Here is a 5,889-nt window from a genome sequence, read left to right as displayed (position 1 = left end):
ATTCATCAGCGAAAAGAACCGTCCCCAGCTCCAATCCATCTCCAGATAACCAACTGCATAAATCTGAGATACCAGACTAATCGTCGTTACCACCGCCGTAGCAGTCAGTGTAATCGTCGAAATCTCGATCGGAAAATTGATATCTAAGGTGCTGCTGTGCAGCCAGCTATAGCTAATCTGGTGCGGCGCTAGCTCCCAACCTGTGGCTACGGCTAACAGGGCATGAATCATCGCTACCCCCGCCATCATGATATTCACATAACCAGCAGGTCTGGTGCCGAGTTGCCCCGACCAGCCGAGCGACCAAGGGAGTGCCAAAATTGCCCCAATTAGTGGGTAGCAGGGGATCAACCAGATATTCTGAAGAATTATCGAGTCCATAGATTTAAATCTATCGTTTATTATAAGAGATTAGTTATTGCTCTATGTAAAAGATTAATCGAAAATTCATCGAAAAGATAGGTAAATCATAGAGTTTTATCAAATGTTCACTCTAACTTTTGCTTATCTTATCTATGATATATAGGCGATTGTCTATTATTAGTTTAGGGCTAAATCTATCTTTTATTTCTCTGTATATACCAGATTGTCTATCTAGCTCATTTCTAGCATCCGTTGCATCGGACGCAACGCTGCCAAGCGGACATCTTCAGACATCGTAATTTCTGGCGATCGATTCTTCATTGCCAGATACAATTTTTCTAATGTATTCAAGCGCATATGCGGGCACTCATTACACGCACAATTATTAATCGGTGGCGCAGGGATAAACTCTTTGTGAGGTTGAGCTTTTTGCATTTGGTGAATTATCCCCGGTTCAGTGGCGATAATAAACCGTGTACTGGAACTTTGCGCCGTATATTTTAATAACGCACTCGTCGAACCGATAAAATTAGCGTGTTGCAATACCGACTCTTCACATTCTGGGTGAGCGATAATTTCGGCATTGGGATAATTTATCTTAAGTTGTACCAACTTCTTCTCCGAAAAAGTTTCATGTACGATACAACTGCCTTGCCATAATACCAGTTCCCGATCGGCTTGCTGCATCACATATCGCCCCAGATTGCGATCGGGTGCGAAAATAATTCCCTGCTCTGCTGGAATCTGCTTGACAATTTTGACAGCATTAGAACTCGTGCAAATAATATCACTCAAAGCTTTGATTTCTGCCGTACAGTTAATGTAGGAAATCACAATATGGTCGGGATATTTTGCCTTAAATGCCGCAAATTCATCGGGCGGACAACTATCTGCCAGCGAACATCCCGCCGCTAAATCTGGTAATAATACCAGCTTATTTGGATTTAAAATCTTGGCAGTTTCCGCCATAAAATGTACGCCAGCAAACACGATAACATCAGCATCGGTACTAGCAGCTCGGCGCGATAATTCTAGCGAGTCGCCAATAAAGTCCGCCACGTCCTGAATTTCTGAATCCTGGTAATAGTGCGCCAGAATTACCGCATTGAGAGATTTTTTTAATTCTTGGATTGCCGCTACAACATCCACAGGGATGGAATCTGGATTGGCAGTTGGACGTGCAGTGACAAACATTTTGGGGTTGATTGATGGATATTTTGGTCGCTCTATCTCAATTATAGTAGATTTTACCAAAATGCCAAGTGTTTCATTACCTAGTTGCGAACTTAAGCTGTAATGAGCTTCCTCATCACTCGATATCATAACTTCTCTAGCTCGATCGCTCCATTTTCGGTAAACTCTACTAGCAAGCGGCATTGACTTAATAAACCCGTACCCAATAGAGGCTTACCTCCCATTGCCAACACTGGTACTATTACTTCTTCACCATGCCAGTCGATTGTCGCAAGATGTGTGGGAGTTAAAGATTGAGAGCCATCAGCTAGAATAGTTGCCGTTGTGGAAAATAATGGTAAGTTCATTGCTCCAACTGCCCCAACTGGCAATGTCAAATAGCCATTAAATCCAGTATCGACAACGAATTCTACATCAAAAATCATTTCCTGAGATAGCAAAAACCTTACAGGTAACACAATTTTTTTGTCAATAAACTTACCTCTAATCATCAGTTTAATTTTCCGTCAAAACCACCGAAGCCCACAGCAGCACTGTAGCCAATTCTCAAAGTAAAAAGTCTGGCAGTAGGTCTTTTAGCTTTTAGCATCATCATTCCTTCTACTCCTGTGAGATCGATGAAATACTCACCAGTTTCTACGTCGATTGTCAGCATCTTTCCGATATTATCAGTGGTTTCTACTTGTTGCTGAATTTCATTGGCATATATTTCTCCAGCCTTAGCTGCGACCTCTTCTACAGACCAAAAAATTGCATCTACCATAAAATTTCCTGCTTTATTCAATCCTCAAACAATTCTACTATTTTCGATCTATATACTAAGTCAATATACTAGGTAGGTAGTGCAATTTGTTGTCAGATAGACTATGCCTGAAACCTAGTTGGTGGGCAGTGCCCACCCGACAAGACATCTTATATTCTACAGATGTTTTAGATAAAGCTCAAAGCTTTGCCTTTGATGTCCGATCGAATCTCGCCTTTTTCATACACCACATTCCCATTGACAATCGTGTAAACTGGATAGCCAGTGAGATTCCAACCTTCAAAGGGACTCCAGCCGCATTTTGTTTGGAGATCTTTGCGCTCGACGGGGTGATAATTTTCGAGATCTACCAATACTAAATCCGCGTCATAACCGATCGCGATCGCGCCTTTATTAGGGATATGATAAGCTTTAGCGACTGCTGTAGACATCCAGTTCGAGACTTGCTCGATCGTACATTTGCCAGCAACTGCTTGGGTGAGCATCACTGGGAGTGCCGTCTCGACTCCAGGCATTCCCGATGGGGTATTGGGGTACCCTTTGGCTTTTTCTTCGAGCGTATGCGGTGCGTGATCGGTGGCGATAAAATCGATCGTCCCATCTAATAATCCCGCCCACAGAACATCATTATCGTGATGGCTCCGTAGGGGTGGATTCATCTGGGCGAGGGTACCGATGGCGGCATAGGCATCGGTATTGAGCATCAGGTGTTGGGGGGTGACTTCGGCTGTTACCCAGGCGGGTTTGTGCTGGCGGAGATATTCTACTTCGATGGCGGTAGAGAGGTGGAGGATGTGCAAGCGGCGCTGATATTTCTCGGATAATTGTAGTGCGAGTTTGGTAGCATTTAGGGCGGCAATATCGTCTTGAATCTGCGAATGGACGGCAGGATCGGTACTTCCGGCAAACTCTTGTTTGCGCTGGTTGATGCGGGCTTGATCTTCAGCGTGGACGGCTATTAAGCGATCTCCCTGGGCAAAAATCGGTTCTAAGGCAGCAGCAGTATCGACGAGCAGATTGCCATGTGCCGAACCCATGAACACCTTGATGCCGCAGGTAGGGGTGGCTGTGCGAATGTCTGGGAGGTTGGCAGGAGTTGCCCCGATAAAGAAACCGTAATTGACGATGCTCTTGCGGGCGGCGCGATCGAGTTTATCATCGAGTGCGGCTTGAGTGATGGTCAGCGGTTTGGTATTGGGCATCTCCAGAAAGGATGTCACCCCACCCTTGGCGCAGGCATAACTGGCAGTCGTCAGATCTTCTTTGTGCTCCAGTCCTGGCTCCCGAAAGTGGACTTGTGGATCGATGATACCGGGCAACAAAACTAAGCCAGTTGCGTCAATTTCTTGAGCTGCATCGGTAGCCGAAATACTTGCGGCAATCTCGACAATCCGCTCGTTGCGTACCAAAACATCACCAGCTAACCATGTGCCATCGGCCAACAGGATCTGAGCCTGACGGATTAGCAAAGAATTTACGTTCATACTCGATCGGCAAAAATAAAGGGCATAATGGTCTATGGATAAAACAAGTATATTAAAGATCGAGGCGGCAATTTTCGTTTGATGCTGATATGTTACCGGACGACATTAGCCAGCATTGATGCTTTGGTAATGTCTTCATCAACTGTCTAGATCGGATTTTACAGGACGATCGCCAAGGTTTTTCGCAAATCGATCGAGTCGCCCGATCTCGGTCGATATCGTCATCACAACTGGATGAGAATATCTCTCGACTTACATCTACTCACTCATTGACTTCCCCTTGAAGCGTTTTTATGGATTACGAACGGCCCCAACCAGAAGACTCTACTACTGAAGCTGAAACTGCCTCCGAACATCAACCTAAATACGCGGCGGATGGTGTCAACTCGATCCCCTCAACCAAAAAAGATGCAAATCCTTGGGTAGAAACCCTCACGACAATCGGCATGAGTATCTTCCTGGCATTGGGGATTCGGACTTTTGTGGCTGAGGCGCGCTACATTCCCTCTGGCTCGATGTTACCCACATTGCAGATCGACGATCGCTTAATTATCGATAAGATTTCTTACCGATTTGCCGATCCCGTCCGAGGTGATATTGTCGTATTCGATCCTACCGCTCAATTAGCCAAAGAAAAATATAAGGACGCCTTTATCAAGCGGGTGATCGGTTTACCTGGCGATCGGGTGACGGTCAAAGGTGGTAAGGTCTACATCAACGATAAACTTCTCACCGAACGCTATCTAGACGAACCACCAGCGACAGATTGGAGCACCACAGACCGCTATACCACCGATAATGAAGGTCAACATCGCCGCCTGCCTTGGCCTGCTGACGGTCGAGTCCCCAAGGGTCAATATCTAGTGCTCGGCGACAACCGCAATAATAGTTATGATAGTCACTACTGGGGCTTTGTCCCCAAGGACAAAATCATTGGTAAGGCGTCTGTCCGGTTTTGGCCGATTAACCGGGCGGGTGGGATCGATCCTCAACCTGATTATCGCTAGCTCGATTAATGTAATTACTCCCTTCCCAGTGACAAATTAGACATCTAGGATAGTGGATAGTGGATAGTGGATTGCAAATGTCTATTTCTTGGGTGGGAAGGGAGTAGGTCTACATCGGGAAGTTAGTGTCAAATACATGAATGAAGAACACGATCGATCTCCATCCGAGCCAACTGTCGCCACCAAAGCGGAGAATCCTTGGCGGGAGACACTTCAAACCATTGGTTTTAGTGTCATCTTAGCATTGGGAATTCGGACTTTTGTCGCCGACTCGCGCTTTATTCCGTCTGGCTCGATGCTCCCCACGCTGCAAATTGACGATCGATTGATTATCGATAAAATTAGTTATCGCTTTACCACTCCTCGCCGGGGCGATATCGTCGTCTTCAATCCGACTGCCGAATTGGAAAAAGAATTGCAAGCCAATGGCGAACCAAAATACAAAGAAGCGTTTATCAAACGCATCATCGGTCTACCCGGCGATCGCATCGATGTCCAAGGCGGTAAAGTGTATATCAATCGTCAACTACTGCCCGAAAATTATCTCGGCGAACCACCAAAATACAACTGGAGCAGTACGCAACTGACGCCCGATGGGATCGTCCCTAAAGATAATTATTTGGTATTGGGTGACAATCGTAATAATAGCTACGACGGTCACTACTGGGGCTTTTTGCCCAAAGAGCAAATTATTGGCAAAGCCATCGTCCGGTTTTGGCCGATTAACCGCGTCGGCGGTATCCCACCACAACCTGAGTACACTAAGTAAATTACTCACACCTTGCACCAGTAAATAGGTCGGCACAATTACTTTAACTACTAGAATCATCTGAAACCCTGCTTGTCAACACTGCCCACCCTATAAGGTATCTTATCTATTCACTATCCACTATTCACTAAAATACAAGTAATTTTATTTTGATGCAAAATGTGAAATTACTCACACCCGTTCGTCAAATCTCGTTCTAAAACTGCCGTATTTAATCCAATACTGCTTGACCTGATGGTGGGGTGTATGTAGACTAGCAGTTGCTTGATACAAGACAACTTGACAACGATCGCCGATCCAAATTTTGCC

Annotated in this window: 6 protein-coding genes and 2 pseudogenes; 2 read left to right on the top strand and 6 right to left on the bottom strand. The window is 45.4% G+C overall.

Annotated features, from left to right (window positions below):
* The 5 genes and pseudogenes from RMO35_RS21145 to RMO35_RS21125 form a co-directional block, all read right to left on the bottom strand.
* Positions 1-381 (bottom strand): annotated as a pseudogene (locus RMO35_RS21145) (NAD(P)H-quinone oxidoreductase subunit F); the annotation flags it as partial.
* Positions 382-594: 213 nt separating this feature from the next.
* Positions 595-1,557 (bottom strand): quinolinate synthase NadA, encoded by a 963-nt coding sequence (gene nadA / locus RMO35_RS21140; RefSeq protein ID WP_309743971.1) that lies wholly within the window; start codon positions 1,555-1,557, stop codon positions 595-597.
* 125 nt (positions 1,558-1,682) lie between these two features.
* Positions 1,683-2,048 carry a clan AA aspartic protease gene (locus RMO35_RS21135; RefSeq protein ID WP_309743969.1) on the bottom strand — a complete coding sequence of 122 codons (366 nt, stop codon included), beginning with the start codon at positions 2,046-2,048 and terminating at the stop codon, positions 1,683-1,685.
* The gene (locus RMO35_RS21130; RefSeq protein ID WP_309743967.1) at positions 2,048-2,320 is read right to left on the bottom strand and encodes a hypothetical protein; all 273 of its coding nucleotides are present in this window, start codon (positions 2,318-2,320) and stop codon (positions 2,048-2,050) included. The genes RMO35_RS21135 and RMO35_RS21130 overlap by 1 nt, the downstream gene beginning before the upstream one ends.
* A gap of 167 nt (positions 2,321-2,487) precedes the next feature.
* A complete protein-coding gene (locus RMO35_RS21125; protein WP_309743965.1) occupies positions 2,488-3,804 on the bottom strand; it encodes a dihydroorotase in 1,317 nt (438 codons plus the stop codon).
* A gap of 293 nt (positions 3,805-4,097) precedes the next feature.
* Between RMO35_RS21125 and lepB (RMO35_RS21120) the strand changes: the two genes are divergently transcribed.
* Together lepB (RMO35_RS21120) and lepB (RMO35_RS21115) are read left to right on the top strand one after the other, a co-directional pair.
* Positions 4,098-4,811 (top strand): signal peptidase I, encoded by a 714-nt coding sequence (lepB, locus tag RMO35_RS21120; protein WP_309743963.1) that lies wholly within the window; start codon positions 4,098-4,100, stop codon positions 4,809-4,811.
* Positions 4,812-4,947: 136 nt separating this feature from the next.
* Complete coding sequence (lepB, locus tag RMO35_RS21115; RefSeq protein ID WP_309743961.1) at positions 4,948-5,580, top strand: signal peptidase I; 633 nt, start codon at positions 4,948-4,950, stop codon at positions 5,578-5,580.
* Between the two features lie 171 nt (positions 5,581-5,751).
* Here the strand turns inward: lepB (RMO35_RS21115) and RMO35_RS25440 are convergent.
* Positions 5,752-5,889: pseudogene (locus tag RMO35_RS25440) on the bottom strand (CpeR family transcriptional regulator); the annotation flags it as partial.

It is taken from the genome of Chamaesiphon sp. OTE_20_metabat_361, assembly GCF_031364565.1.
Note: the sequence above shows the minus strand (reverse complement) of the source record. Positions and strands in the feature narration are given on the sequence as shown.

Bases quoted from the DNA above. Each gene is read 5' to 3' on its own strand.
- RMO35_RS21135 (WP_309743969.1), bottom strand. From the start codon at position 2,048: ATGATTAGAGGTAAGTTTATTGACAAAAAAATTGTGTTACCTGTAAGG.
- RMO35_RS21130 (WP_309743967.1), bottom strand. From the start codon at position 2,320: ATGGTAGATGCAATTTTTTGGTCTGTAGAAGAGGTCGCAGCTAAGGCT.
- nadA (WP_309743971.1), bottom strand. From the start codon at position 1,557: ATGTTTGTCACTGCACGTCCAACTGCCAATCCAGATTCCATCCCTGTG.
- lepB (WP_309743961.1), top strand. From the start codon at position 4,948: ATGAATGAAGAACACGATCGATCTCCATCCGAGCCAACTGTCGCCACC.
- lepB (WP_309743963.1), top strand. From the start codon at position 4,098: ATGGATTACGAACGGCCCCAACCAGAAGACTCTACTACTGAAGCTGAA.
- RMO35_RS21125 (WP_309743965.1), bottom strand. From the start codon at position 3,804: ATGAACGTAAATTCTTTGCTAATCCGTCAGGCTCAGATCCTGTTGGCC.